Below are 25,759 nucleotides of genomic sequence, written 5' to 3'. Positions count from 1 at the left end.
GTGGTCGCGAGTCGAGGAGCGGATCGACCGGACGCAACGATCCGGTCGCCTCCCGTGTCTTTCGTGACAAGCACGTCGCCACACGTTCCGCCGAGACCGGCACCGGCCGGTCCGGCCGAGGCGACCCGTCGGAAGGCCTGCCATGACTGCTGCGTCCCACCTGCCTCGGCTGCCGCGTCCCACGTCGCGACCTCCCGCACGGCGCCGCCTCCTCGCCGTCCTCGTCGTGGTCGCGGCGGTGCTCGCTCTCTCGATCCCCCTGGGCCTCAGGGCCCTTCAGGGATCCTCGTACTCCGGTCGGTCGGCCGCCACGTCGGGAGGGTCGTCGGCCGGTGAGGTGAGTCCCGGCGCTGCCCCCGGAAACGGAGTGGTCGGCTCTGACGTCGCGCCGCAGACCGACGCCAACGCCGGGGCCGGCACGGGAGCCAAGGCCCCGGCCGACAGCGGGGCCACGCAGGGCACCGGGCTGGGCAGCTCGGTCGCGGTGATCGAGTCCAAGATCGCCCGTTCGGCATGGCTCGGGATCAAGGTCGGTGACCTCGCCGGGTCGGCGGCCCGTGTCCGCGTCGTCGCCACCGACGCCGGTGGGCAGGTGACGTCCGAGAACGTCGTCACCTCGCTCGACCCCACCGGCGGGCCCGTCGGTCCCGGCGGGGTCGACCCCCGGTTCGACGCCAGCACAGCGACGCGGGACGTCGGCGTCGACGAGGCCCGTCTCGTCCTCAGCGTCCCGGCCAAGACCCTGGACGACGTGCTGACCCAGCTCTCGGCGATCGGGTCGGTCAGCTACCGCTCGTCCCAGTCCCAGGACGTCACCGACACCTACATCGACACCAAGTCGCGCATCCAGCCGATGCGCGACGGGATCGACCGCGTGCGTGCCCTCCTCGCCAAGACGACCGACCTCCAGCAGGTCATCACCCTCGAGAGCGAGCTGAGCCGCAGGCAGGCCGACCTCGACTCGCTCGAGCAGCGCCTGGCCAAGCTCGACGCGATGACGACGATGAGCGACGTCACCGTGACCCTCTGGACCGATGCGACCGCGCCGGTCGTCCCCCAGGACGGCGTCTCCGGCGGCCTGCGGACGGCCTGGGACAGCCTGCTCGGCTCGGCGACCGTGATCCTCACCGGCCTGGCCGTGCTGCTGCCGTGGCTCGTGCTCCTCGTCCCGCTCACGCTGCTGGGCCTGCGGGTGTGGCGCCGACGGGGCGCAGGTATGCCGTCGCCGACCTCGCCCGTGCTCGCCGGCCAGGAGCCCGCGATCTCGGCACCTCAGACCCAGCCGGTGACTGCGTCGCCGGCCACCTCGACGGGCGCCGGCGCGACGGGGGCCGGCTCGGCACCCACCGCGCCCGGGCAGTCCGTGGCTCAGGACTGACGGCGCCGCTGACGCCTCGCGAGCCGTCCGGTCGATCAGTGGGGCAGCTCGACCGGCGGCTCCGTCAGCGGCTCGATCGGGAGCTCGGTCAGCGCTCGATCGGCAAGCTCCGTCAGCGCTCCGTCAGCGGCTGGCTCAGCGGCCCAGCCGCTGGCGGAGCAGGTCCGCGACCTGGCGCACCTCGCGGACATGCAGCGCGTGGGCGATGCCGAGGTAGATGACACCGAAGACGAGCCCCACGAGACCGATCTCCAGGGCGCTGGCGAACATCCGCTTGAGGTCGGACGACGAGCTGTCGATGGCGGCCCCGGTGATGGGGTGCAGCACGAGGGTGACCCCCCAGGCCACGAGGCCGGCCACGGTCGCGGCGACTCCGACCCGCGCCGCGGTGACGAGCCCGCTGGAGAGGCCGAGGGGGCCGGTGCGCCGGCGCAGCAGGTAGAGGCCCACCGCAGAGCTCACGACGTTGCCCACGGTCTGGCCCATGGCCATGATGCCGATGGCCCACACCGGGTTGATGAACAGGGTCACCACGCCCGCCAGGGCGCTGATGCCCGTGAGCAGCGCCTGCATGACCACGGTGGGCTTGCCGTCCTCGAGGGCGAAGAACATCCGGTAGCAGAGCAGGTCGAGGCCGAAGGGCACGAGGCCGAGGATCATGATGACGAGGACGCTGCCGGAGACCTCGACCGAACGGGTGTCGATCCCGGGGTTGAGCAGCGCGACGATGGGGTTGGCGAGCACGATGACGGCCACCATGATCGGCACGTTGGCCACGAGCGGCATCGTCAGGCCCGTGCGGAAGTCGCGTCGCAGGCTGGCCGTGTCACCGGCCGCCGCGGCCGCCGAGAAGCGCGGGAAGAGCGCCGTGATGATCGAGACGGTGACGAAGGCGTGCGGCAGCATGAAGAGCGTGAACGCGATGCTGTAGGCGGCCGGCCCGCGGGCCGCGTCCTCGAGCCCGAGGGCGCCGGCCTGGGCCGTGGCGTTGTTGAGCACGCCCTGGCTGATGAAGAAGCCGACCTGTGAGACCGCCAGGCCGCCGAAGGCCCAGAGGGCGAGCCGGCTGACACCGCCGAGCCCGACACCGCGCAGGCCCCAGCGCGGCCGGTAGCGGAATCCGGTCCGGCGCAGGGCGGGCACGAGCGAGAGCGCCTGCACGACCACCGACAGCGTCGCCGAGCCCGCGAAGAGCCAGATCATCGGACCGGTCCACTCGGACGGCTCACGGGGGCGCTGCTGCCCGCCGGCACCGTCGTCCGGGCGCCCGAAGACCGCGAGGAAGAGCACGAGCCCGGCGACCGCGACGACGTTGGCGATGAAGGGCGCCCACGCGAACGCCCCGAACCGTCCCCGGGCATTGAGGATCTGCCCGAGCAGCGCGAAGAGGCCGTAGAAGAAGATCTGCGGCAGGCAGATGAGCGAGAAGGCGAGCGCGAGGTCCTTGAACTGCGGCGAGGAGTTGCGCGCGAGCAGCCACACGAAGCCGCCGGCGCCCGCCATGACGACGACCGTGATGAGGGCCATCCCCGCCAGGGCGACGGTGATGACGCGGTCGGTGAACTCCTGGCCGCCGTCCTCGAGCTTCATGGCCCGCGCCAGCGACGGGATGAGCACGGCGTTGAGGATGCCGCCCGCTGCGAGGACGTAGAGCACGTTGGGCAGGGTGTTCGCGAGGGAGAACGCGTCGCCGGCCAGCTGCGCACCGATGATCGCGGTGAGCAGCCCGTTGCGCACGACGCCGAGCACGCGCGACGCCACCGACCCACCGAGCATGGTGAGGCTCGAGCGCGCGACCGACGGGGCCGCCGTCGTCGTGGTCATCGTGTCGAGCACTCGTGGACGAGCGCCGTCACGCGGGTGAGGACGTCGGGGTCCACGCTGGGCAGCACGCCGTGACCGAGGTTGAAGATGTGCCCCGGCGCGTGGCGCCCCTCCTCGACGATCTCGCGGACGCGACGCTCGAGGGCGTCCCACGGCGCGAAGAGCAGGGCGGGGTCGAGGTTGCCCTGCACGGCATACGTCGGCCCGAGGCGCTCGACGGCGTCGGTGAGCGACACGCGGTAGTCGACCCCGACCACCTCGGCGCCCGCCTGTCCCATGAGCGCCAGCAGCTCGCCCGTGCCCACCCCGAAGTGGATCCGGGGGACGTCCAGGTCGGCCACAGCAGCCAGGGCGGTCGCGGAGTGCGGCATGGCCCGGGCGGCGTAGTCGGCCTTGGACAGGGCGCCGGCCCACGAGTCGAAGAGCTGCACGGCGCTGGCACCGGCCTGCGCCTGCACGCGGAGGAACTCGCCAGAGATCTGGGCGAGCCTGGCGCACAGGGCGTCCCACAGGTCGGGGTCGCCGTGCATGAGCGCCTTGGTCTTCTCGTGGTTCTTCGAGGGGCCGCCCTCGACGAGGTAGGAGGCGAGCGTGAAGGGCGCGCCGGCGAAGCCGATGAGGGGGACCTCGCCGAGCTCGCGCACCAGCTGCTGCACGGCCTGGGTGACGAAGGGCACGTGGTCGGGCATCAGCGGGACGAGCTGGTCGAGGTCGGCAGCCGAGCGGATCGGGCGCGCCACGACCGGGCCCACCCCGGGGACGATGTCGAGGTCGACCCCGATCGCCTTGAGCGGGACGACGATGTCGCTGAAGAAGATGGCTGCGTCGACGCCGTGCCGGCGCACCGGCTGCAGGGTGATCTCGGTGACGAGGTCGGGGCGCATGCACGACTCGAGCATCGGGATGCCCTCGCGGACGGCGCGGTACTCCGGGAGCGACCGGCCCGCCTGGCGCATGAACCACACCGGCGTCCGGGTCACCGACTCGCGGCGAGCCGCGCGGACGAGGTCGCTCTGGCGGGTGGAAGGCGGGGCTGTGGTCGGCACCGGTCAATCCTGCCACGGTGGCCGGGGCGCCCCGTGCCACGCGCCGTGCCCCACCCACCACCGGCGCGCCCTGAGGACAGAACGCCCGACTCCGGCATACCCTCATCTGGTGCACACGCGAACGTTGCCGGGCAACCACGGCGCGGTCTTCGCACGGACGCTCAGCGCCCTGCGAGACGTCCGTCTGCGCTCAGAGATCCGTCTGACGGAGGTGCCGGCGCCCACGCGCATCGCCCCGTACGCCGCCGCCCTGACCGCAGACGTCATCGACATTGCCGACCCCGACGAAGACCTGGCCACCGGCCGGTTCGTCGTCCTGCACGACCCTGCAGCCCCCGACACCTGGGACGGGCAGTGGCGCATCGTCACCTTCGCGCGTGCAGAGCTCGAGCCCGAGCTGGCCGGGGACCCGATGCTCGGAGCGGTCGGCTGGTCCTGGCTCACCGACTCCCTCACGCACCGCAACCTCGGCTGGACCGCAGAGGCGGGCACCGTGACACGCGTCGTCAGCGAGAGCTTCGCCGGCCTGGCCGACCGCGAGGCCAGCGTCGAGATGGAGATCCGCGCCTCGTGGACGCCGGTGGGTGGGGACGCCGCCGACCACCTGCGCGCCTGGGCCGACATGCTGTGCACCATCGCCGGCATCCCGCCCCTGCCCGACGGTGTCGTCCCCCTGCCGGGGCAGCGACGGTGACGGCAGAGCCGAACGAGCCCACCGAGCCCACCGAGCGCACCCCGGTCCTCGACGCCGCTGCCGACCTCGCGAACGAGCCTCCGGCCGACCTCGCGTCGGGCCTCGTCCCGCTGACGCACCCACGTGACGGGGTGCCCGACGTCGTCGTCGACGAGCGCACCCTGCTGCGCGCCGCCGAGGCCATCGGCTCCGGCACCGGCCCGGTCGGCATCGACGCCGAGCGCGCGTCGGGCTACCGCTACGGCCAGCGCGCCTACCTCGTGCAGATCCGGCGCGAGGGCTCGGGCAGCTGGCTCATCGACCCCATCGCCTGCCCCGACCTCTCCCCCGTCGGCGAGGCCATCGGCGACGCCGAGTGGATCCTGCACGCCGCCACCCAGGACCTCCCGTGCCTCGCCGAGGTGGGGCTTCGCCCGCAGTCACTCTTCGACACCGAGCTCGGCGGGCGCCTCGCCGGCCTGCCCCGTGTCGGTCTCGGCGCGATGGTCGAGCACTACCTCGGCCTCCAGCTCGCCAAGGAGCACTCCGCCGTCGACTGGTCGGTGCGACCGCTCCCCGAGCCGTGGCTGCGGTATGCCGCGCTCGACGTCGAGGTGCTCGTCGACCTTCGTGACGCCGTCGCCGCCGAGCTCGCCTCGCAGGGCAAGATCGCCTGGGCGACCGAGGAGTTCGAGCACCTCCTGGACTTCACCGGTCCGGAGCCCCGCGTCGACCCCTGGCGCCGGACCTCCGGCATGCACAAGGTGCGAGGGCGCCGAGGCCTCGCCATCGTGCGTGAGCTGTGGCTGTGGCGCGACGCGATGGCCCAGCAGCGCGACACCTCGCCCGGGCGCATCCTGCCCGACGCCGCGATCAGCGAGATCGCCATCGCCAACCAGCGCGCGACCAAGCCGCCGCGCACGGTCGGCTCCGCCGAGCCCCGTCTGGCGCGCTCGGTCCGCCGGCACCAGGAGGCGATCATCGAGGTCGTCGGGCGCGCGCTCGCGCTGCCCGAGTCCGACCTCCCGGTGCTGTCGCTGCCCCCGAGCGGACCGCCGCCGCCCAAGGCGTGGGCCGACCGCGACCCCGTGGCGGCAGCCCGTCTCGCGCGTTCGCGTGAGCTGCTCGGGGCGGTCTCCGAAGAGCTGGCCGTCCCGGTCGAGAACCTCCTGACTCCCGACCTGTTGCGCCGGTTCCTCTGGGAGGGTCCGGCCGCCCCGACGACCGCCGAGGTGGCCGAGGCCCTGTCGGCCATGGGGGCCCGCCGCTGGCAGACGACGATCACCGCGCCGCTCATCTCCCTCGCCTGCAGCGAGAACCCACCCGCCTGAGGGCCGGCCGCCGCGCCTCCTGACCGAGACGCGATGCCTCCGCACGGGGACCTGCCCGCGGACCCGGGCTGCGCGACTTCGCCGCGCCCCGCCCCTCTTCGCCGCGCCCCGCCCCGCCCGTCGTGAGGATGCTCACCCACGGGTCCGTTGGCCTCGAAGTTACCGAGCAGTAGTCTCGTCCTGACCGCCCCAGAACCACACCAGGAGGCACTGTGCCCCGCGCACTTCATGAGGTCGTCTTCGTCGACGGCGTCCGCACGCCGTTCGGCAAGGCCGGCGACAAGGGCATGTACGCCCAGACCCGCGCCGACGACCTCGTCATCCGGTGCATCCGCGAGCTGCTGCACCGCAACCCGAACCTGCCCAAGGACAAGGTCGAGGAGGTCGCCATCGCGGCGACCACCCAGATCGGCGACCAGGGCCTGACGCTCGGCCGCACCGCGGCGCTGCTCTCGGGTCTGCCCAACACCACCCCGGGCTACTCGGTGGACCGGATGTGCGCCGGCGCGATGACCGCCGTCACCAACACCGCCAGCTCGATCGCCTTCGGCGCCTACGACATCGCGATCGCCGGCGGCGTCGAGCACATGGGCCGTCACCCCATGGGCGAGGGCGTCGACCCCAACCCGCGCATCGTGTCCGAGAGGATCGTCGACCCCGACGCGCTCGTCATGGGCAAGACCGCCGAGAACCTCCACGACCGTTTCCCGCAGCTGACCAAGGCCCGTTCCGACGCCTTCGCCGTCGGCAGCCAGGACAAGCTCGCCAAGGCGTATGCCGACGGCAAGATCCAGCGCGACCTCGTCACCGTGGCCACCCGCCACGCCGAGAAGGGCTGGGGCCTGGCCACCGCCGACGAGCCGCCCCGCCCCGGCACGACCGTCGACGACCTGGGCCAGCTCAAGACCCCGTTCCGTGCGCACGGCAACGTGACCGCCGGCAACGCCGCCGGTCTCAACGACGGCGCCACCGCGTGCCTGCTCGCCTCCGAGCAGGCCGCCACCGACCTCGGTCTGCCGGTGCGGATGCGCCTCGTCTCCTTCTCGTTCGTCGGCGTCGAGCCCGAGGTCATGGGCGTCGGCCCGGTCCCGGCCACCGAGAAGGCCCTGGCCAAGGCGGGCCTCACCATCGAGGACATCGGCCTCTTCGAGCTCAACGAGGCGTTCGCCGTGCAGGTGCTCGCCTTCCTCGACCACTTCGGCATCGCCGACGACGACTCGCGCGTCAACGAGTACGGCGGAGCCATCGCCACCGGTCACCCCCTCGCCAGCTCCGGCGTGCGTCTCATGACCCAGCTCGCCCGCCAGTTCGAGGAGCACCCCGAGGTCCGCTACGGCCTCACCGCGATGTGCATCGGCATCGGCATGGGCGGCGCCGTCATCTGGGAGAACCCCCACCACGAGGACTACGTCGCCTCGACCGAGAAGGAGGACGTCGCGTGACCGCCACGACCGAGAAGCCCACGGCTGCAGCCGATTTCGCGACCGAGGTCGTGACGCACACCCCCGTGCACGACGTCGCGCTCCCGGGTGGCGCCGGCACGCTCGCCCTCATCACGCTCGACAACGGCTTCGACCACACCAAGCCCAACACCTTCGGCCCGCAGTCGATCGCCGGTCTCACGGCGGCGGTCGAGACCCTGCGCACGCGTGCCGAGGCCGGCGAGATCGTCGCCGTCGCAGTCACCGGCAAGCCGTTCATCTTCGCCGTGGGCGCCGACCTGACCGGCGTGCCGTTCATCGGGTCCCGCGACCAGGCGATCGAGATCGCCCGGGCCGGCCACGCGGCATACGCCGCCTTCTCCGACCTCCCGGTGCCGACCTTCGCGTTCGTCAACGGCGCGGCGATGGGCGGCGGCGTCGAGCTGGCCCTGTCGGCCACCTACCGCACGATGAGCGCCGGCGTGCCGGCCGTCGCGCTCCCCGAGGTCTTCCTGGGCCTCGTGCCCGGCTGGGGCGGATGCTGGATGCTGCCCAACCTCGTCGGCATCGACAGGGCGCTGACCGTCGTCATCGACAACCCGCTGAGCCAGAACCGCATGCTCAAGGGCCCCCAGGCCTACGAGCTCGGCATGGCTGACGTGCTCCTCGAGCCGGCCGACTTCCTCGAGGAGTCGATCGCCTGGGCCGCCCTTGTGCTGTCCGGCGAGGTCACCGTCGAGCGCCCCGAGGTCGACCGCGACGAGACGGCGTGGAACGCCGCGATCGCCAAGGCCAAGGGCCTCGCCGACGTCAAGACCGGCCGCCAGGCCAAGAGCCCGTATGCCGCCCTCGAGCTGCTCTCGGCCGCGCGCACCGCGACCCGCGAGGAGGGCTTCGCCGCCGAGGACGAGGTGCTCGCCGACCTGCTCATGAGCGACGAGCTCCGCGCCGGGCTCTACGCGTTCGACCTCGTGCAGAAGCGGGCCAAGCGCCCCGCGGGCGCCCCGGACAAGAGCCTGGCCCGCCCGGTGACCAAGGTCGGCATCGTCGGCGCCGGTCTCATGGCGAGCCAGCTCGCGCTGCTCTTCCTCCAGCGCCTCCAGGTGCCGGTGGTCCTGACCGACATCGACGACGAGCGCGTCGCCAAGGGTGTCGGCTACGTCCACGCCGAGCTCGACAAGCTCGCTGGGAAGGGCCGGCTGAACCCCGACAAGCTGAACCGCTACAAGGCCCTCGTGTCCGGCTCGACGAGCAAGGACGGCTTCGCCGACGCCGACTTCGTCATCGAGGCCGTCTTCGAGGAGATGTCGGTCAAGCAGCAGGTCTTCGCCGAGGTCGAGGCGGTCGTGTCCCCCGAGTGCGTGCTGGCGACCAACACCTCCAGCCTGTCGATCGCCGAGATGGCGTCGCAGCTCGAGCACCCCGAGCGCGTCGTCGGCTTCCACTTCTTCAACCCCGTGGCCGTCATGCCGCTGCTCGAGATCATCCCGGGCGAGCGCACCGACGACCCCACGCTCGCAACGGCGTTCGCCGTGGGCAAGGCGCTGAAGAAGACGTGCATCCGCGCTGCGGACCGCCCGTCCTTCATCGTCAACCGCCTCCTCGGACGCTTCATGGGCGAGGCCGCCAAGATCCTCGACGAGGGCACGCCCATCGAGGTCGTCGACCGTGCCTTCGCGGGCCTGGCCCCGATGCCGCCGTTCGTCCTCATCGGGCTCGTCGGACCGGCGATCGCCCTGCACAACGGTGAGACGCTCGTCAAGGCGTTCCCCGACCGCTTCTACGCCTCGCCGACGCTCCAGCGCATCGTCGCGGCGGGCAAGCGCGGCTTCTACGACCTCAGCTCCGGCCGGCCGGTGCTCGACCCCGAGGTCGCCGAGCTCATCGAGAAGCCGGCCGACCCGGTCGTCCTAGACCTCGCCCAGGTGCGCCAGCGCGTGCTGACGGTCCTCGCCGACGAGGCGCGCAGGATGCTCGACGAGGGCGTCGCGCAGGCGCCGATGGACATCGACCTCGCGATGATCACGGGCGCCGGCTTCCAGTTCTGGAACGGTGGCATCACGCCCCTGCTCGACCGCACCGGCGTCGCCGAGGCCGTCACGGGCTCGCGCTTCCTGCCGGCCGGGGTCGCGAACGCACCCGCCTGACAGGCGGGCGTCGCACCCCGCGCCACCACACGGCATACGTCATCTGCTGCACGAGGCCACGAACCCCGCCCGGGGTTCGTGGCCTCGCCGCGGCTGGGGCGATTTGCCATAACTCATATATGAGTTAGCCTCGAAACCGTGTCTCAGACCTACCTGACCCGGATCGGCGGACTCATCCGCGACGCCCGACGCCACAAAGGAATGACCCAGTCCGACCTCGCCGAGCTGCTCGGCACGTCACAGGGCGCGGTCACCCGCATCGAACAGGGCAAGCAGAACCTCAGCCTCGACATGCTCGCCAAGATCGGCGACGCCCTGGACTCGGAGTTCGTCTCCCTCGGCCACTCCGGCCCCCAGCACCTGCGCATCGTCGGCGGCCAGAAGCTCACCGGCTCGATCGACGTCAAGACCTCCAAGAACGCCGCCGTCGCCCTCCTGTGCGCGGCCCTGCTCAACCGCGGCCGCACGACGCTGCGCAGCCTCGCCCGCATCGAGGAGGTCAACCGCATCCTCGAGGTCCTCGCCTCGATCGGCGTGCGCACCCGCTGGCTCCCGGACAGCAACGACCTCGAGATCACCCCTCCGGCCGAGCTCAACCTCGACGACATCGACGTCGCGGCCGCCCGCCGCACGCGCACCGTCATCATGTTCCTCGGGCCGCTGCTGCACGAGCACGAGAGCTTCCAGCTGCCGTATGCCGGTGGCTGCGACCTCGGCACCCGCACCGTCGAGCCCCACCTGGCCGCCCTGCGAGCCTTCGGCCTCGAGGTCACGGCCACGCACGGCTTCTACGAGGCGCGCTCCGACCGGAGCGTCAACCCCGAGCGGGCCATCGTGCTGACCGAGCGTGGCGACACCGTCACCGAGAACGTGCTCATGGCCGCCGCCCGGCACGCCGGCACGACCGTCATCCGCAACGCCAGCCCCAACTACATGGTGCAGGACCTCTGCTTCTTCCTCGAGAAGCTCGGGGTGCGGATCGAGGGCATCGGGACCACCACGCTCACGGTCCACGGCGTCGCCGACATCGACGTCGACGTCGAGTACTCCCCCAGCGAGGACCCCATCGAGGCGATGAGCCTCATCGCGGCCGCCGTCGTCACCGACAGCGAGATCACGATCCGCCGGGTGCCGATCGAGTTCATCGAGATCGAGCTCGCGACGCTCGACGGCATGGGGATGAAGTACAACCTCGGCGAGGAGTACACCTCCGCCAACGGCAAGACCCGCCTCGTCGACCTCACGACGATCCCCGGGCCGCTGCAGGCGCCGACCGACAAGATCCACCCGATGCCCTTCCCCGGGCTCAACATCGACAACCTTCCCTTCTTCGCGCTCATCGGCGCCGTCGCCGAGGGCAGCACGATGATCCACGACTGGGTCTACGAGAACCGCGCCATCTACCTCACCGAGCTGACGAAGGTCGGCGCCAAGGTGCAGCTGCTCGACCCGCACCGCGTCATCGTCGAGGGCCCGACCCGCTGGCGCGCGGCCGAGGTCATGTGCCCGCCGGCGCTGCGACCCGGTGTCGTCGTGCTCCTCGCGATGCTCGCCGCCCCGGGCACGTCGGTGCTGCGCAACGTCTACGTCATCAACCGTGGCTACGAGGACCTCGCCGAGCGCCTCAACGCCCTCGGCGCGACCATCGAGGTCTTCCGCGACATCTGACGTGGGCTCTCCTCCTGCCTTCCGCTCACTCGAGCGGAAGACCGCTACTCAGCCGGCCAGGGACATCCGCTCGTGCCGCGCCCTCCAGAATGGCCGGTCGGCCCAGCGGAGCTCGCTGCCGTAGATGTGGCGGGCCGTCTCGCGATAGGCCGACCACACCGGCTCGAGTGAGGGGCCGGCCTCGGCGCTCACCCCGGCCTCTGACGTCAGGGCTCGCGCGACAGCTTCGGCCGAGGTGAGTCCCGTGTAGAGCGCGTGGAAGAGCCCCTGCGACGACAGCGGGTCGAAGGCCATCGCGGCGTCACCGACGACGAGCCAGTCCCGGCCGGCGATGTCGGGCATCCGGCTCGCGCCGGCAGCGCACACCCGCGGGCTCGTGCCCTCGTCGAGACGGGAGTCGCCCAGCTGCTCGGAGAGCTCGGCCGAGGCAGCCGCCCGCTGACCCAGTGTCCTGCTGAGCGCCCTGACGTCGACGACCTCGGGGTCGGTGTGGAAGGCGAGCAGGCGTCGACCACCCGGCAAGGGCGCGGTGAACCACCACCCGTCGGCGGCGCTCTCGACGTAGGACGTGCCCTGGGCGGTGTGCCGACCCGGTAGGAGCGTCCACACGCAGACGAGGCGGTCGACGACGGTGCGGTGCCGGCCGACGGGCGCCAGCAACCTCGAGCCGCGACCGCTCGCGTCGACGATGAGGCGAGCGCGCACCTCCTGCCGCGACGTGGCACCCCCGGTGCCGACGCGCAGCCGCCAGGCACCCTCGTCGTGCCCGACCACGCTCGCCCGACCGGCAAGGACCACCACTCCCCGAGCCCGGGCACCAGAGAGCATCAGGTCGTCGAAGGCCGTGCGGTCGAGGCTCCAACCGGCTCCGTCGAGATCGCGAACTGCGTCCTGCACGATCAGCTGCGGACCGCCCCAACGGCTGAGCCGCGCATGACAGGGAGGATGACCCTGCGCGACGAAACCGTCCCAGGCGCCCAGATCACGCAGCAGCCGTGCAGCCGCACCGGGAAGGGTCTCGCCGAGCCCAGGGCGGCCGGTGCCCCGGTCCCGGCCCGGTGCGCCCCGGTCGACGACGAGCACCCGGAGCCTCGGCCCCGGCAGCATCGCCAGCCCGGTCGCCAGGGCGGCACCGGCCGGACCACCGCCGACGATTGCGACGTCGGCATCGAGCACGGTCATCGTTGACGACTCAGGTGCGCAGGCCGCCGGGGAAGCGACGCACCTTCTCGATGCCGGACACGTCGACGTCGGCGGCGGACCGCCCGACCCGGTGGCTGGCGCCGAGCGAGCTGAGCGCCGGGGCCCCGGAGGGATCTCCGTTGGCCGCACCGGTGCGCGCCTCGATGGCTGCAGCGTCGTCCCCGCTCTCGACGGGGATGAGCCGATGGCTGTCCTCCACCTCGATGACGGCCGGGAAGGCGCCGTCGGGCGGACCGGGCAGCACCTCGACGACGCCGAGGTGGTCGAAGGCGCGCACCATGTTGTTGATCTGGCTCGTGTAGCTGTCGGCGCCGAGGGGCTCGATCCACGCCGCTCGGTTGGCGAAGGCCGCCGCTCGCTCGCCCGGTGAGCGCGACTCGTCCATGACGACCTCGTAGTTCTCGCGAGTGAGCACCTGGTTGGGCACCCGAGCCGGCCAGAAGGTGGGCACGTAGGGGTCGTAGGCCGTCGAGTAGCCGGACCGGCAGCTGGCCGTGTCGGTCTGCCACGGCACTGCCATCCAGCGGGTGATCGAGCCGGGCTCCTGCGCGCAGAGCGGACCGTTGGGGATCGTCACCGAGTCGGAGGTGAGGACGGCACCCAGCGTGGGCGGCTCCCAGCCCGGAGCCGCGTGCGCGAAGCGGAAGGGCGAGAGGTACATCGTCGCCGCGCGCACCGGCCAGGTCATCTCGCAGCCGGGGTGGAAGGCATCCGCCAGGCAGAACTCGAGGGCCGCCCTCGTGAGCATGTCGCCCTGCTCCTCGACCGGCAGGTCGTCGACGACCCGTGGCCCACGGCGCGGGAGCGTGACCTCACCCCCGCCACCATCACCGTCGAGCTCGTCGAGATCGAGGTCCGCATCGAAGCAGCCCTCCGCCCACTGCTCGAGCATCCACATCTGGGTCGCCGTCAGCGCGGCGTTCTGGCGGGGAGACGACACCGGCGGGATGTTCATGGCGTCGCCGTAGAGCCACGGCCAGGGCTTGGGCGACATGCCGTCGACATCGAAGTCGCGGAACGACCGCGCCACGGTGCGACGCACCTCGCGGTGGGCCGGGAGCGGGCTCGCGAGCCGGGCCAGGGCGGCAGCGGACGTGAGGTCGAGAGCGCCGTCGAACCCGAAGCCTGCGGCGAAGCCGGCATTGACCCACTGGAGGCCCGCCAGACGCTCGAAGAGGGGAAGGATGTCATCGCGGAACGACGGGCGGGCCGGCCTGGCAAGGGTTCCTGCCTGGATGGCCACGTCGCGCATGAGGTCCCACATGGTGCGCACGGACGTGCGCTGGGGCGCGTAGTTCGGGGGTGCCACGACGACCCAGGCGGGGACGACCTCGAGCGGGAGCCCGTCCAGGGTCACCGTCGCCGTGACCGGCCCGTCCGAGACGTCGTCGTGCCAGGCCTCGTTGTTGGCGAAGGTGATCGCGCGGCTGCCGTCGTACGACGCCGAGCAGCCGCTGCCGCCGAGCACGACGAGCCGGCCGTCCTCGTCGGTGCGGATGTCGCCTAGGGGCACGGGAGAGCCCATGAAGGCGCCCCCGTCGAAGGGCACCGGACCCTGTCCGGTGCCCGAGACCGACCGGCTCCCCGGGCGGATCTCGAGGCTGGACCGGTCGCTCACCGTCGGGTTGCGCAGGGTCGTTGCCGGTGCGGAGCCGGCCTCCGGGATGTCGAGGGCGAGCTGGAAGCCGAACCACGAGGACTTCGTGTTGGCGAGCTCGACGTGCCACGTCAGCTCAACGCCGTCCTCGGCCGGGGTGAGCTCTCGCACGATCGTCCCGAGCGCGTTGACGCCGAAGATCCGGAACCGGGCGGCCTGCCTCTTCAGCCGGCCCTCCGCGTCGCGATAGGAGCCCGGCGGCAGCGGGTCGGGGTCGACGACCTCCGGCCCGATGACGTACTCGTCGGGGCTGTTGCCCACCCTCGCGACGCCGATGGAGGGGTGGATGACCGCCTGGACGATGCAGTCGTCGACGGTCGGAGGAGTCTGGCCGGTGGCACGAGCCACGGTGGGGTCGGTCAGCGGCTGGCCGTTGGCGGTGTGCCGCAGAGCTGCCCCTGCGGCATACACCTGCTTGCGGACGGCGGCGATGGAGGACTCGGCGACGGGCGCGTTGTCCTCGGGCACCCGCCAGATGTTGAAGGCGAGGCTCTGCCCGTAGTCGCACTGGCCGCGCGCCTCGACGTCCTGACGGGCGAGCACGAGCCGGGCGACCGGGACGTACGGGCTCGCCTCCTCCGGCCACAGCACGGTCGCCCGGTCGAGCGGCATCGTGTCGGGGTCGGTGCGCACCTGGACCGAGAGCACAAGCGAGTGCTCTCGCTCCCTCAGGCGGCGTGCGAGGTCCGTCGCGAGGTAGTCGGGGTCGTCGTCGGGGATGTTGACCGGAGGAGTCTCCGGGTCGAGGCGGTACTTCACGATCTCGCTGCCGAGATGGAAGGGGAGCACGCCCCAGTAGCTCGCGGTGAGCACGCTGCTCTCCGGCGCGCTCATCTCGTCGAGGATGCGCTGCGTCTCGGGGTGGGTGTCGAGGTAGCCCGGATAGTCCTGCTGCACGACGCCCGCGTAGGTGAACTCGACCATCTCCTTCGCGTCGTCGACGAAAAACACGTCGTGGTTCTGCAGGACGAGGTCTGCCGTGTTGCCGTCCTCGCCGAAAGCCGTCGCGCCGGGGACGCCGAAGAGCTTCACGCCGATGCCGAGCGTCGTGCCGAGGTCGGCGGTCGTGGGGCTGGCATCGCTCGAGAACCGCACCCAGGCATCGAGCCCCTCGTGCGCAAGGAAGCCGACCCGCCACTGCTCCGGCACGGAGTCGAGGCGCTCGATGCGCCCGTGGGCCACGCCGTGCACCTTGCGGAAGACCGCCCGCTCCGCGGGGACCTGGCCGGTCGCGATGCGTCGCGCCTGGCCCGTCCTCACGAACATGTCGGTGAGGCGCTCGGTCGCAGAGGCCGGGTCGTCGAAGCAGGGAGGGACCGGGAAGTCCTTGTCGTCGGTCATCTCAGGTCTCCGATCGCGATGCGGTCCTGCGATCGTTTCCCGCCCACGTCCGGAGCGCGGTGAATTGACCAAGTCTTTGCAGACTCCCGAACAGCGCCATACGCACGACCGCAGCGACCAGCGGGGTCGTGAAGGCGCGCTGGGCGCCTTCGTGACCATGTCGTCGTGCGCCACATGACTCGCCCCACTTTTGTGGTGGTCGGCCACACAGGGGGTTCGGTGTGCGCTCCCTAGTCTTCCCGCATGCCCGACGCCCGCACCGACGCCCGCGACGACGCCCCGGACTCCCTCCTCGGGGCTCCCTCGGCGGTCAACCGACCCATCGACCTCACCGGCCGCACGGCCCTCGTCACCGGCGCCGCCAGCGGCATCGGAGCGAGCGTCGCCCGGGCTCTCGCCGGGGCCGGCGCCAAGGTGCACGCCGTCGACCGCGACGCCGACGGCCTCGCGTCGATGGCGCATGGCTGCGACATCGCCACGATCACGGCGGACCTCGCCGACCTCGACTCCCTCGCCGACCTGCCCACCGAGGTCGACATCCTCGTCAACAACGCCGGCATCCAGCACGTCAGCCCCATCGAGGACTTCCCGCTCGACCGGTTCGAGCTCATCATCGACCTCATGCTCGTGTCGCCGTTCCGGCTGATCCGGCAGAGCCTGCCCCACATGTACGACCGCGGCTGGGGCCGGGTCATCAACATCTCGAGCGTCCACGGTCTGCGGGCCAGCCCCTTCAAGTCGGCCTACGTCACGGCCAAGCACGGGCTCGAGGGCCTCTCGAAGGTCGTGGCCCTCGAGGGCGGCCCCCACGGCGTCACCTCGACGTGCATCAACCCCGCCTACGTCCGCACCCCGCTCGTCGAGCGGCAGATCGCCGACCAGGCGCGCACGCACGAGATCCCCGAGTCCGAGGTCGTCGAGAAGGTCATGCTGGCGCCCGTCGCCGTCAAGCGGCTCGTCGAGCCCGACGAGGTCGCGGCGCTCGCACTCTTCCTCTGCGGCCCGGCCTCCGGCTCGGTCAGCGGCACGTCCTTCTCGATGGACGGCGCCTGGACGGCCCACTGAGGGCCCACGGACGCCGTGCCGACGGCGTACTGGCGGCGTGTGCTGGCACGACGACCCATCGCACCGACGCCGCGCTCCCCCGCACCCCACCGACCCACCCGCCTAGGATCTGCCCGTGGTCACCCGCAGCGAGACATCGACAGCCGAACAGGTGCTCCACCTGCTCCACCTGCTGGCGGCAGACGCCCCGTTCGCCGAGATCGCGGCGGCCGAGGCGCCGGCGGAGGCCCGGGACCTCGCGCTGCGGATCACCGGGGCGCGCGAGGTGCACCAGCACCGCGAGGCCGGCCTGGCGGCGTTGCTCGACACCGCCCGCGAGCTGGCGACCGAGAGCGACCCCGGCTCGGTCCTCGACGCCATCGTGCGCCGCGCGCGCCGGTTGGTCGGGACCGACCTCGCCTACCTGACGCTCTACGACGCCGAGGCCGGCGACACGTTCATGCGCGCCACCGACGGCTCCGTCTCGGCGGTCTTCCAGTCGGTCCGGCGGGCGCTCGGGGCGGGGCTCGGCGGCCTCGTGGCGTCGACCCACAAGCCGTACTGGACCGCCGACTACTGGGCCGACGAGCGCTTCCGGCACACCACGGACATCGACGGCGCGGTCGGTGAGGAGGGCATCATCGCGATCTGCGGCACGCCGCTCATCGTGGAGAAGCACTTCGTCGGTGTCCTCTTCGCCGCCAACCGGTCCTCGCGTCCGTTCACCCGCGAGGAGGTCGGGCTGCTCGGCAACCTCGCGACGCTGGCGGCGGTCACCCTCGTGCAGACCCGTGCCCTCGCCGACGCCGAGAACGCGCTCGCGGCGCTCTCCGACGCGCACGAGACCGTCCGTCACTACGCCGACGGGGTCGAGAAGGCGGCTGCGGCCCACGACCGCTTCGCCTCGCTCGTGCTCGGCGGCGGCGGCGTCGACGACATCACCCACGCCCTGGCCGAGCTCCTCGGCGGCTGGGCGGTCCTCGTCGACGAGAACGGCAGCCGGCACAGCGCCGCAGGCCCGGCGCCCCAGCCCGATGCCTCCGGGCACGACCCCGTCGCGGCGTTCGACGCCCTCCCGGGTCTGGGCACCGGTCGCCTCGTCGAGCAGGACGGCATCTACGCCGTGGCCGTCACGGCCGCACGTGAGCGCCTCGGCACGATCTACGTCGGCGGCCTCAGCCTCGCCGACTCCGACCAGCGCACCGTCGAACGGGCCGGGGTCGTGACGGCGCTCGTGCTGCTCTTCGAGCGCCAGGCGGCCGACGCGCGCCAGTCGGCCCGCAACCGGCTCGTCAGCGACCTCGTCAGCAGGCGCGGGTCACGCGAGGAGCGGCTGTCGCTCGCCCGGACGGTCGGCTTCGACCCGCAGAAGCCGTTCTGCCTGCTCGTGCTCCGCGGCGAGGACCCCGGCGGTCACCGGGCACTGCTCATCTCGGCCAGCGCGGCCACGGGGGAAGCGGCGATCGTGGGCGCCCACGACGGTGACGTCGTCGCTCTCGTGCCCGGCGTGGACGCGGACGGCCTCGCGCGGGCGGTCGCGGCGCGCATCGGCAAGCGCACCTGCGTCACGGTCGCCGGTGTCGGACCGGTGTCCGACGTCGACGCCATCGCGGAGGCCCACGAGGAGGGGCACCGCACCGTCGGAGCCCTCATCGCCCTGGGGCACCGCGGCAAGGGGGCCGCCGCCACACAGCTCGGTTTCGCCGGTCTCATCGTCGGCTCCGACCCCGACGTCGACGACTACGTGCGCAAGCTGCTCGGGCCCGTCCTCGACTACGACGAGCGGCGGGGCACCGACCTCGTCGGCACGCTGGCGGCATACTTCGCGGCGGGCGGTAGCCCGCGTCACGCGGCGGGCACGCTGCACGTGCACGTCAACACCGTCTCCCAGCGGCTCGAGCGCATCACCGCGCTGCTGGGCGAGTCCTGGCAGCAGCCCGACCCGTCGCTGGAGCTGCAGATCGCGCTACGACTGCGCGCCCTGCAGTCTCCGGCGTGACGGACCCACGCGTCACGTCATGGGCGTGACCGCCGGGACGGTCCAGGTCCCGTCGAGGATCTCGGAGCGCGGCCGGTAGAGCCGCACGAGGTAGTTCCATCCCTCCTTGATGCCGAGGCAGTTGGACCGCCCGTCGCCACAGCCGCCGAAGTGCACCGTCACGCTGCCGTCCGGATCCCGTTGAGCGGTCAGGTTGTTGAGGCTCACGCTGCTCCCGTCGTCGTCGAAGAAGCCGTCGGAGTTGTAGAGCGAGATCGACCAGAAGCCGTCCACGGGCACGTCGCGGACCGTCAGGCGGTACTCCCCCACGGGCAGTCCCGGGTCGACGTTGACGTAGGTGGCCTCGCCCGAGGGCAGACCTCCCCATCCCGCAGCCGCACCGATGAGGTGGCGCACCGGGTCGACGTCCTGACGAGCGCCGAAGGCCCGGTCGAACCCGGGGTAGCCCTTGGCGAGCTCGAGCAGGGCCGACCGGGTGCGGTCGAGGGACGCCGTCTCGTAGTCGGGCATGGTGAAGGGTCGGCTCGCGGCGGCCGTCAGCGCGATGCGGTCCTGCACCGCGTTGACGGTGGCGACGTCGTCCGGGTCGGCCGGGTCGACCAGCGTTCGGATCGCGACGAGGACGAAGTCGCTGTCGTAGCGGTCGGTCGTCAGCTCGTGGTCACCGGGATCGTGCAGCACCGCGTTGATGTAGTGGTCCCGGTTCACCACCATCGCTGACAGGTACCGGCCCTGCGTGTCCGGCAGCGTGAGCGTGGCGCCCTCGCTGATGTCGACGATGGCCGCACTGTAGAGGGTGTCGCGGTTCATCCGGATCACCGGCTGGTGGTCGAGGGGGGTGGGGGTCCGGTTGTGGTTGAGCCTGTTGACGCCGCCGGCGTCCGCGAGCACAGCCGCGAACATGCGGTCGGTCTCGGCCCGGACGAAGTTGTCTGCGTTGACGTGTTGGGCGCTCATGACGGCAGTCTGGGACGCCGGCTCCCCCTCGACATCACCCTCAGGCGGTGAAACGTCCGCCTATGGGTGACTGGTCCCTCAGGGGCGCAGCTGACGGTCGAGGGCGTCCGCGACCGCCGCGACCCCACGGTCGCCGAGGATCACGTCGTAGTGGTTGGCGTCGACCTTCGTCGTGCGAACGCCCTCTGGCACGTCGAGCGCCGCGAGTCGCGCCTCGTCGTAGAGCCCCTGCGGCTCGTCAAGCATGCCGCGCTCGGCCCAGACGAGCTCGGCCTGGACCCCCTGCGAGACGGCGGTCCGCAGCCCGGCATGGGTCTCCCGGTCGGCCATGACGTCGGCCCCGTCGGCCCGGACCGCGTCGAGCACGCAGGTGCTGTGCCACTGGCCGTCCGATCGGTCCTGCACGAGGTCGTGCTCGATGTAGGCGCGCGCCGCGTCTCCGCCGGGCCCGTCCAGAACCGGGCCGAGCGCCGGGTGCGCCGCCCAGAAGCCGAGGTATGCCGTGGGGTCGGCGAAGCGCATCGACAGCCGGTCCAGGGCCGGCCCGATCACCGACCGGAGGGCCTCGTCGACGTCGAGGTCCTCGGGCACGGGGAAGGCGAGGCCGCCGTCGACGAGCACGGTGGCCGGGAAGCGGTCCGGGTGCCGTGCCGCGGCGAGTGCGGTGATGAAGGCACCCATCGAGTGACCGACCAGCACGGGCGCCGATCCGAAGACGGTGGCGATCGAGGTGAGGTCGTCGACGTGGACCCCCAGCCCGTAGGGGCCTGGGGCCGAGCGGCTGTCACCGCGACCACGCAGGTCGGGGGCGAGGAACCGCACGGCTCCCGGCCCGTGCCGGTGACCGATCTCGTCGGCGACCCGCGCCCACGACAGCCCGTTGGCGGTGATGCCGTGCACCGCGAGCACGACCGGGGCGTCGGCGGCGGGAGTGCCGAGGCTGAGGTCGTGGATCGCGAGGCTGCCCTCGGGCAGCTCGATGACGAAGGCGGACGGTGTGGTGCTCATCGGGACCCTGACCTCCTGATCAGTCTGCCGCCGAGCCCGGTCAGGCCGGAGGGCGCGAAGTAGACGACGACGACGAAGAAGGCGCCGAGGATGAAGAGCGGCTGCGACAGCACCTGACGGACGAGGTCGGGCAGGCCCTGCAGGACCCCGGCGTCGCTGACCTCGACGAGCCGAGCATCGGCGTAGGTGTAGAGCACCCCTCCGAGCAGTGCGCCCCACCGGCTGCCGGCACCGCCGAGCACGACCATGACGAGGAGGGAGAGCGTGAACTCGGACGTCGTCAGGTGCGGGTTGGAGCCGCCCAGCACGAGGGCGTGGACGACGCCGCCTAGCGCGCCGAGGAACGAGCCTGCGACGAGGGCGAGGAGCTTGACGCGGTAGGTCCCGAACCCGAGCACCGCGGCGCGCTGCTCGTTCTCCCGGACCGCCGCCATGGCGTGGCCCGCTCGCGAGCGCACGAGTGCGGTGACCCCCACCCAGGCGACGACGACGAAGCCGAGGGCCAGCCAGTAGCGGTAGGGCGCGTTGGCCACACCGACGAGCAGGTCGGGCACGGCATCGCGGTCGAGCGGGCGCCCCTCCTCACCGCCCGTCACGCCCCCGGGGTTGCGCATGACGATGATCGAGGCGGCCTGCGCGAAGGCGAGCGTCACCATGGCGAAGGCGATGCCGCCGACGCGGAGCGCGACGGCTCCGACCACGAGCGCGAGCACGGTCGAGAGCCCGAGCGCCGTGAGCAGCGCGAGCGGGAGGGGCAGCGCCCAGGTCGACAGCGAGATGGTCAGCAGGTAGCTCCCCGCGGCGACGAAGAGCGCGTGACCGAAGCTCAGCAGGCCGGTGCGGCCGAAGAGGACGTCGTAGCTGAGGGCGATGCCGCCGATGACGAGACAGGTGGCGAGCAGCTGCAGGGAGCCGGGACCGTTGACCCGTCCGGGAAGGATGCCCGGCAGCTCGACCGGGACGTAGGGCAGGTACACGAGCACCGCCAGGACGAGCAGGGCCGGCAGGGGGCGGAGCAGACGACGCAGCCCGTCGGCCCGTGTGCCCTCCCTGTTCGACGGCGCAGAGGTCGCGGCGCCCGCGACGACGGCCTCCGGGGGCGTATGCGTGGTGCCTGGTTCTGCGGTGGGCCGGTCGGTCACGTGGTCGGTCGGCGACGTCATGCCGTCGCTCCCTTCAGGGAGGTCGGTCGGAGCAGGAGCACCAGGGCGAGCAGCAGCACGACAGAGAGGTCGCCGACGCCGCTCGCCGCGTAGTAGTTGGCGAGCTGCTGGACGAGACCCACCACGACAGCGGCGACGGCGGTGCCGGTCAGCGAGCCCATGCCGCCGATGACGACGACGATGAAGGCGAAGATGAGGAGCGATCCACCCTGTGCCGGTGACACCGCCCCGGCGTACTGCGAGTACAGCACCCCGGCCAGACCTGCAGCGGCTCCACCGAGGGCGAAGACGACGGTGAAGGTCCGATGGACGTCGATGCCGAGGGCCTCGACCATGGTGCGGTTCTCCACGCCGGCCCGGATGACGAGCCCCAGACGCGTCAGGTGCAGCAGGGCGAGCAGACCGATGAACAGCACGCCAGCGACGAGCACGTAGACGAACCGGTCGTTGGGCAGCCGCGCCCCCAGCACGTCGGTGGTTCCCCCCATCCAGACCGGCTTGACGACCGCTCGCGGGTCGGCGCCCCAGATCCCCTGGGCCGCGGCCACGCCGGCCAACGACAGGCCCACCGTGACCAGCACCTGCTGGATGTGGCGGCGGTAGAGCGGACGGATGAGGACGACCTCGACGACGAGTCCGACCACGGCCCCCACAACCACGGCCGCCACGATCCCGACGAGGAGCCGGACGACGACGGGCCAGTCCGGGGGCAGCGCGCCCATCGTCAGCCACGCGGCATACGCCCCGGCCGTCATGAAGGCACCGTGGGCGAAGTTCAGCACGCCCATGAGGCCGTAGATGAGGCTCAGTCCGCTGGCCGCGATGAAGTAGAGGGCTCCGAGGCCCAGGCCGGTCACGAGGAGCAGGACGAGGTCGCTCATGCTGCGCCCTCCCGTCGCATGGAGACCCCGAGCAGCTCGCGCGTCAGGTCGGCGTCGGCCACGAGGTCAGCGGCCGCCCCGCGGTGCACGACCGTGCCCGCGTCGAGCACGACGACGCGGTCGGCGATCCGTCGCACGAGCGGAAGGTTCTGCTCGACGAGCAGGACGGGCGTCGTGCGCGCCACCTCGGCCAGCACGTCGGCGACCTCGGTGACCAGCTTGGGGGCCAGGCCCTTGGTGGGCTCGTCGATGAGCAGCAGGGCGTTCTCGCGCAGGAGCACCCGGGCGAGCGAGACCATCTGCTGCTGTCCGCCCGAGAGCGTGCCCGCCCGCTGGCCCCGGCGCGCCACGAGGTCCGGGAAGAGCCGGCCGACGACCGGCGCGTCGACGCCCTGGTCCGGGTCGACGAGACGGAGGTTCTCGTCGACGGTCAGACCCCCGAAGACCTCACGGTCCTCCGGCACGTAGCCGATGCCGCCCCGGACGATCCGTGACGTGGTCATGGACTGGATCTCCTTGCCCTGCAGCAGGATGCGGCCAGTACGCGGTGCCAGCCCGATGATCGCCTTGAGGGTCGTCGTCTTACCCACGCCGTTGCGCCCCAAGAGGGCCGTCACCCCGGTGGCAGGCACCTCGAACGAGACGCCCTGCAGGATGTGCGAGCCGCCGTGGCGGACGTGCACGTCGTCGAGCTCGAGCACGGACACGCTCTCGCGGGCGGGCCGCCCGTCGCTTCTCCGGTCGCTCACAGCGCTTCTGCCAGGTAGGCCTGCTGGACCCGCTCGTCGGCGGTCACCTCGGTGGGCTCACCGACGGCGAGGAGCTGCCCGTGGTGCAGCACCGCGACCCGGTCGGCGAGGCCCAGCAAGACGTGCATGTGGTGCTCGACCATCGCCACGGCCACGCCGCCGTCGCGCACCTCGCCGATGATCTCGGTCAGCCCGTCGACGTCCTCGGCGGAGACGCCCGCCATCGGCTCGTCGAGGAGCAGCACGGCCGGCTCCGAGGCGAGGGCCATCGCCAGCTCGAGCTTGCGACGGTCGCCGTGCGAGAGGTCACGGGCAGGGGTGCGTGAGCGACCCGGCATACGCACCCGGGCGAGGAGGTCGTCGATGACGCCCGTCGTCGACGACCCCGCCGAGCGGAACGGCGAGAAGGGCGCCGACCCCGCCGCCTGCACGGCCAGGCGCACGTTCTCACCCGCCGTCAGCCCGTCGAAGAGAGCCGACGTCTGGAAGGACCGGGCCAGACCCATCCGGGCGCGCCTCGTGGCACTCGCGCCGGTGACGTCCTTGTCCTGCAGGGTGATCCGGCCGCTGGACGGTCGGGTCACACCGCTGAGGATGTTGACGAACGACGACTTGCCCGCACCGTTGGGGCCGATGATGCCCACGAGCTCACCGGCCCCCACGGTCAGGGAGACGTCGTCGAGGATCTGGGCACCGCCGACCTTCCAGCCGACCGACTCTGCACTGATCACGACCGTGGGTCCCCGGTCACTTGAAGGGGGTGACGGGCGGCGCCACGGCATCGGCGCCCAACGTGTCGACGAGCTGGGGCACGACGTTGCTGCCCTCCTTCTTCAGCGTGGCGGTGAACATCGGCTGCAGGAGGGCGTGGTCCTCCGCCCGGATCTCGAGCCCGCCCTTCGGGCCGTCGAACTTCCATCCCTCGAGCGAGGTGACCATCTTGTCGACGTCTCCCCCACCGGCCTCGAGCGCGTGCACGATCATCTGTCCGGCCACGAAGCCGTCGTTGGTGAAGAGGTCGACGGTGGCTCCCTGCTTCTTCAGACCCGCGTCGAGGGCCCGGTAGGCGGCGTTGTCGGCGGCTCCCTCGAAGAAGTGCGAGAGGAAGTTGATCTTCGTGGCGGCCTCCCCGAAGAGGGCGTGGGTGGCCTTGATGTCGAGGCCGGTCACGACCTTCGTCGAGTCGAAGACGCCCTGCTGGCCGAGGGTGGTCCACATCGAGGTGGCGTTGGCACCGGCCCAGGCGACGAAGAGCAGGTCGGGCGAGCCGTCCTTGACCTTCGTGGCGAACGGCGTCAGGTCGGTCGCGGCGGCGGGCACCTCGACCGCGGTCACGGTCGCGCCCTTCGTACCGAGGATGGCGGTGACCGCGGCGACGTTGGCCTTGCCGAAGGCGCTGTCCTGCGCGAGCACCGTGACCTTCTTGCCTTTGACGTCACCGAGGATGCTGCCCGCGGTCGCGACGTCCTGGTACGTCTGGCGGCCCGAGCGGAACGTGTAGCGGTTCGCGCCCGTCACGGCGTCGGCTGCAGCCGGGCCGGAGATGAAGAGGATCTTGTTGTCCTTGGCGAGCGGCGCCACCTGCAGGGCCACACCGCTCGAGGTGGACCCGGCGATGATCTTGTTGCCCTGTCCGATGAGGTCGGTCGCCGAGGCGACGGCCTTCGCGGGGTCGCCCGCGTCATCCTGCTCGGTGATCTGGATCGGGTGGCCGGCGACCGCGCCGGTGCCCTTGGTGGCGTAGTCGATCCCGGCCGTGAGTCCCTGGCGGTACTGGGCGCCGTAGCTGGCCAGCGGCCCGGACTTGGAGTAGACGAGGCCGACCTTGTAGGGCGCGCCGGAGCCTCCCGAGGCCCCTCCGGTGCTCCTCGCGCCGTTGTCACCGGCCGGTGCACCCGGCTGCCCGGGCGAGCCGCAGGCCGCGACCGACAGCGTGATCATGACGCTCGCGAGCGCGAGACTCCACCGCTTGGACACCGATGTCCTCCACCTCTGGCGGGCGCTCGCGCCTTTGCTGCAACGAGATTCGTTGACGCCCAACCGTTTCGGCGAAAGTAGTTCAGCGTCTGACGGCCGACGGTGGGACCTGCCACCACAAAGACCGACTCCGCATGTGGCTGTCCGCCACCCCTGTCTGTCCGAGCCGGAACGGGTCAGCACCCGCAGGGAGGACGAGCATGACGGCATACGTCCTCCATGCGAGGTGTCACAGGAAGCCCTGCTCTCCCGTCTTGATGGGTGTAGGCACGCAGACGAGCGAAGGAGCACG

At 71.8% G+C, this 25,759-nt stretch carries 19 protein-coding genes; 8 read left to right on the top strand and 11 right to left on the bottom strand.

The features are described from left to right. The first annotated feature begins 142 nt into the window (after nt 1–142). The gene (locus tag ABD297_RS16260) at nt 143–1,378 is read left to right on the top strand and encodes a DUF4349 domain-containing protein (RefSeq protein WP_344256085.1); all 1,236 of its coding nucleotides are present in this window, start codon (nt 143–145) and stop codon (nt 1,376–1,378) included. 135 nt (nt 1,379–1,513) lie between these two features. Here ABD297_RS16260 and murJ read toward each other — a convergent pair whose 3' ends face one another. Both murJ and hemE read right to left on the bottom strand, forming a co-directional pair. Then, on the bottom strand, nt 1,514–3,202 hold the full coding sequence (gene murJ, locus ABD297_RS16255; RefSeq protein WP_344256084.1) for a murein biosynthesis integral membrane protein MurJ: 1,689 nt from the start codon (nt 3,200–3,202) through the stop codon (nt 1,514–1,516). Beyond that, nucleotides 3,199–4,248 (bottom strand): uroporphyrinogen decarboxylase, encoded by a 1,050-nt coding sequence (gene hemE / locus ABD297_RS16250; RefSeq protein WP_344256083.1) that lies wholly within the window; start codon nt 4,246–4,248, stop codon nt 3,199–3,201. Before hemE ends, murJ begins: the two co-directional genes overlap by 4 nt. Before the next feature lie 109 nt (nt 4,249–4,357). Between hemE and ABD297_RS16245 the strand changes: the two genes are divergently transcribed. The 5 genes from ABD297_RS16245 to ABD297_RS16225 all read left to right on the top strand — a co-directional run bounded on the left by ABD297_RS16245 (nt 4,358) and on the right by ABD297_RS16225 (nt 11,488). Beyond that, complete coding sequence (locus ABD297_RS16245; protein WP_344256082.1) at nt 4,358–4,942, top strand: DUF3000 domain-containing protein; 585 nt, start codon at nt 4,358–4,360, stop codon at nt 4,940–4,942. Next, on the top strand, nt 4,939–6,252 hold the full coding sequence (locus ABD297_RS16240) for an HRDC domain-containing protein (protein ID WP_344256081.1): 1,314 nt from the start codon (nt 4,939–4,941) through the stop codon (nt 6,250–6,252). The genes ABD297_RS16245 and ABD297_RS16240 overlap by 4 nt, the downstream gene beginning before the upstream one ends. Before the next feature lie 212 nt (nt 6,253–6,464). Continuing rightward, nucleotides 6,465–7,694, top strand: coding sequence for a thiolase family protein (locus tag ABD297_RS16235; protein ID WP_344256080.1), 1,230 nt, complete (start codon nt 6,465–6,467; stop codon nt 7,692–7,694). Next, nucleotides 7,691–9,820 (top strand): 3-hydroxyacyl-CoA dehydrogenase NAD-binding domain-containing protein, encoded by a 2,130-nt coding sequence (locus ABD297_RS16230; RefSeq protein WP_344256079.1) that lies wholly within the window; start codon nt 7,691–7,693, stop codon nt 9,818–9,820. Before ABD297_RS16235 ends, ABD297_RS16230 begins: the two co-directional genes overlap by 4 nt. 138 nt (nt 9,821–9,958) lie before the next feature. Beyond that, nucleotides 9,959–11,488 carry a helix-turn-helix domain-containing protein gene (locus ABD297_RS16225; protein ID WP_344256078.1) on the top strand — a complete coding sequence of 510 codons (1,530 nt, stop codon included), beginning with the start codon at nt 9,959–9,961 and terminating at the stop codon, nt 11,486–11,488. A gap of 48 nt (nt 11,489–11,536) precedes the next feature. Here the strand turns inward: ABD297_RS16225 and ABD297_RS16220 are convergent, their stop codons facing one another. Both ABD297_RS16220 and ABD297_RS16215 read right to left on the bottom strand, forming a co-directional pair. After that, on the bottom strand, nt 11,537–12,670 hold the full coding sequence (locus ABD297_RS16220) for an NAD(P)/FAD-dependent oxidoreductase (protein ID WP_344256077.1): 1,134 nt from the start codon (nt 12,668–12,670) through the stop codon (nt 11,537–11,539). A gap of 10 nt (nt 12,671–12,680) precedes the next feature. Then, nucleotides 12,681–15,689, bottom strand: a complete 3,009-nt coding sequence (locus ABD297_RS16215) for a LodA/GoxA family CTQ-dependent oxidase (RefSeq protein WP_344256076.1) — start codon at nt 15,687–15,689, stop codon at nt 12,681–12,683. A 243-nt stretch (nt 15,690–15,932) separates the two neighbouring features. Here ABD297_RS16215 and ABD297_RS16210 point away from each other — a divergent pair, with 243 nt between their 5' ends. Together ABD297_RS16210 and ABD297_RS16205 are read left to right on the top strand one after the other, a co-directional pair. Further along, nucleotides 15,933–16,754, top strand: coding sequence for a 3-hydroxybutyrate dehydrogenase (locus tag ABD297_RS16210; RefSeq protein ID WP_344256074.1), 822 nt, complete (start codon nt 15,933–15,935; stop codon nt 16,752–16,754). 115 nt (nt 16,755–16,869) lie between these two features. Then, nucleotides 16,870–18,732, top strand: a complete 1,863-nt coding sequence (locus tag ABD297_RS16205) for a helix-turn-helix domain-containing protein (RefSeq protein WP_344256073.1) — start codon at nt 16,870–16,872, stop codon at nt 18,730–18,732. Between the two features lie 12 nt (nt 18,733–18,744). On the opposite strand, the gene ABD297_RS16200 is transcribed toward ABD297_RS16205, so the two are convergent. The 7 genes from ABD297_RS16200 to ABD297_RS16170 all read right to left on the bottom strand — a co-directional run bounded on the left by ABD297_RS16200 (nt 18,745) and on the right by ABD297_RS16170 (nt 25,467). Next, complete coding sequence (locus ABD297_RS16200; RefSeq protein WP_344256072.1) at nt 18,745–19,689, bottom strand: DUF1254 domain-containing protein; 945 nt, start codon at nt 19,687–19,689, stop codon at nt 18,745–18,747. A gap of 78 nt (nt 19,690–19,767) precedes the next feature. Next, nucleotides 19,768–20,697, bottom strand: a complete 930-nt coding sequence (locus ABD297_RS16195) for an alpha/beta fold hydrolase (protein ID WP_344256071.1) — start codon at nt 20,695–20,697, stop codon at nt 19,768–19,770. Continuing rightward, nucleotides 20,694–21,860: a branched-chain amino acid ABC transporter permease gene (locus ABD297_RS16190; RefSeq protein ID WP_344256070.1), complete on the bottom strand. Its 1,167-nt coding sequence runs from the start codon at nt 21,858–21,860 to the stop codon at nt 20,694–20,696. The genes ABD297_RS16195 and ABD297_RS16190 overlap by 4 nt, the downstream gene beginning before the upstream one ends. Next, complete coding sequence (locus tag ABD297_RS16185; RefSeq protein WP_344256069.1) at nt 21,857–22,741, bottom strand: branched-chain amino acid ABC transporter permease; 885 nt, start codon at nt 22,739–22,741, stop codon at nt 21,857–21,859. The genes ABD297_RS16190 and ABD297_RS16185 overlap by 4 nt, the downstream gene beginning before the upstream one ends. Next, nucleotides 22,738–23,490: an ABC transporter ATP-binding protein gene (locus tag ABD297_RS16180; RefSeq protein ID WP_425581181.1), complete on the bottom strand. Its 753-nt coding sequence runs from the start codon at nt 23,488–23,490 to the stop codon at nt 22,738–22,740. The genes ABD297_RS16185 and ABD297_RS16180 overlap by 4 nt, the downstream gene beginning before the upstream one ends. Further along, nucleotides 23,487–24,221 (bottom strand): ABC transporter ATP-binding protein, encoded by a 735-nt coding sequence (locus ABD297_RS16175; RefSeq protein WP_344256068.1) that lies wholly within the window; start codon nt 24,219–24,221, stop codon nt 23,487–23,489. Before ABD297_RS16175 ends, ABD297_RS16180 begins: the two co-directional genes overlap by 4 nt. 16 nt (nt 24,222–24,237) lie before the next feature. Next, nucleotides 24,238–25,467, bottom strand: coding sequence for a substrate-binding domain-containing protein (locus tag ABD297_RS16170; protein ID WP_344256067.1), 1,230 nt, complete (start codon nt 25,465–25,467; stop codon nt 24,238–24,240). Between the last annotated feature and the right edge of the window lie 292 nt (nt 25,468–25,759).

Origin of the sequence: Terrabacter carboxydivorans (assembly GCF_039532035.1) — a bacterium.
Lineage (GTDB): Bacteria > Actinomycetota > Actinomycetes > Actinomycetales > Dermatophilaceae > Terrabacter > Terrabacter carboxydivorans.
This window is presented reverse-complemented; position numbering and strand designations above follow the sequence as displayed.

Bases quoted from the DNA above. Each gene is read 5' to 3' on its own strand.
- ABD297_RS16200 (WP_344256072.1), bottom strand. From the start codon at position 19,689: ATGAGCGCCCAACACGTCAACGCAGACAACTTCGTCCGGGCCGAGACC.
- ABD297_RS16215 (WP_344256076.1), bottom strand. From the start codon at position 15,689: ATGACCGACGACAAGGACTTCCCGGTCCCTCCCTGCTTCGACGACCCG.
- ABD297_RS16195 (WP_344256071.1), bottom strand. From the start codon at position 20,697: ATGAGCACCACACCGTCCGCCTTCGTCATCGAGCTGCCCGAGGGCAGC.
- murJ (WP_344256084.1), bottom strand. From the start codon at position 3,202: ATGACCACGACGACGGCGGCCCCGTCGGTCGCGCGCTCGAGCCTCACC.
- ABD297_RS16210 (WP_344256074.1), top strand. From the start codon at position 15,933: ATGCCCGACGCCCGCACCGACGCCCGCGACGACGCCCCGGACTCCCTC.
- ABD297_RS16190 (WP_344256070.1), bottom strand. From the start codon at position 21,860: ATGACGTCGCCGACCGACCACGTGACCGACCGGCCCACCGCAGAACCA.
- ABD297_RS16185 (WP_344256069.1), bottom strand. From the start codon at position 22,741: ATGAGCGACCTCGTCCTGCTCCTCGTGACCGGCCTGGGCCTCGGAGCC.
- ABD297_RS16220 (WP_344256077.1), bottom strand. From the start codon at position 12,670: ATGACCGTGCTCGATGCCGACGTCGCAATCGTCGGCGGTGGTCCGGCC.
- ABD297_RS16260 (WP_344256085.1), top strand. From the start codon at position 143: ATGACTGCTGCGTCCCACCTGCCTCGGCTGCCGCGTCCCACGTCGCGA.